We start from the raw sequence: 1,131 nt of genomic DNA, 5'->3' as shown, positions 1-1,131 counted from the left end.
GCGAGGCCTGCTCATCACTCATCGTTGATCCTTGTCACCCAACCACCACAGCACCGACACCCCACAATTGCCGGGCACACCGCGAGGCCGCAACCCCCACACCCAGCAACCACGACCGTAAGCCCCCACCCACCCCCACGCACCACAAACACCCCAAACCGCCTGGACCAAGGGGCGCTTTGAGGATGCGGCGAGCGGGTGTGCGGATCCTTTGCCGCATAGCCACGCCGGAACGAAGGGAGCGGAGGTGCTGGCCGTGACGTGGGCCGCGGCATGCGGTGTCACCGCGCCACACCTGCTCGTATCTGGTGTATCGCGTTGGATATCGGTTGTTGTCGGTGCAACTGTGGTGTGCCGCGCTGGCGGTCAGCGTCGTCCCTCTGATGGTGAAAATTCCGCGGCTAGGCCGCCAATTACCGGCGCTCGTGAAAGCCTGTCGGCGTTGTGGTTTGGCCACATGATCTCAGCCGCCGTAGTTGGTCCACCACGTATGCAGGTCCTCGAGGGAGGGAGGATCACCGTAGACGTCACAGAGCAGGAGTTTGGCGTCGTTGGTCCAGATGATGTTCGGGTGGTTCTTGTAGGTGCCGCACGCGATTGAGCCGGCGGTCACCGTCGGGGTGCTGTCGTGGTGCCAGCCGTCCGGTGACGGGCCGGCCCCGGGGCAGTTGAGCAGCTGCACGGCGGCGACGTCATCGTTGAACGCCTTCTTCAACAGATCTGCATTGGCGAACAACCCGTAGACGGCGCGGGAAGGGCCGCCCTGGTTGGTGTTCTGGTCGCAGTCGACCATGGCCAACGCATTCACCCAAATGCTGTTCGCCTTGGGGGTGGCAGGTGTGCAGGCGCCATTGGGGTACCCAGCGGGCAGCACGCTCAGCAGCTTGCTCTGCGGGTTGCTGGCCCGGGTCGTGGTCGTGGTGGTGACCGTTCTACTGGTTGTCGTGGTCGTGGTGGTCGATGTGCGGTTGGCCTGGGGGTTGCTGTCGTCGCCTCCCATGACCATCGCGATACCGACCGCGGCGACGACGAGGACGACGACCAGTGCGGCGACGCCGGCGATGAGGGGCCAGGGGTTGCGGCGTTTGGGTGGGGGTTGGTTCCAGGCGGGTGTGCCGGTGAATGGTTGCG

1 protein-coding gene is annotated in these 1,131 nt (G+C 65.0%); it reads right to left on the bottom strand.

Annotation, left to right across the window (positions count from 1 at the left end; genetic code table 11):
- Positions 1–463: 463 nt before the first annotated feature.
- Positions 464–1,131, bottom strand: a 668-nt coding sequence (locus tag BRW65_RS31960) for a hypothetical protein (RefSeq protein ID WP_073881234.1), incomplete at its 5' end; no start/stop codon positions are given.

Source organism: Mycobacterium paraffinicum (assembly GCF_001907675.1).
GTDB lineage: Bacteria > Actinomycetota > Actinomycetes > Mycobacteriales > Mycobacteriaceae > Mycobacterium > Mycobacterium paraffinicum_A.
The sequence above is the reverse complement of the archived record's forward strand: the minus strand, read 5'-3'. Positions and strand labels throughout refer to the sequence as shown.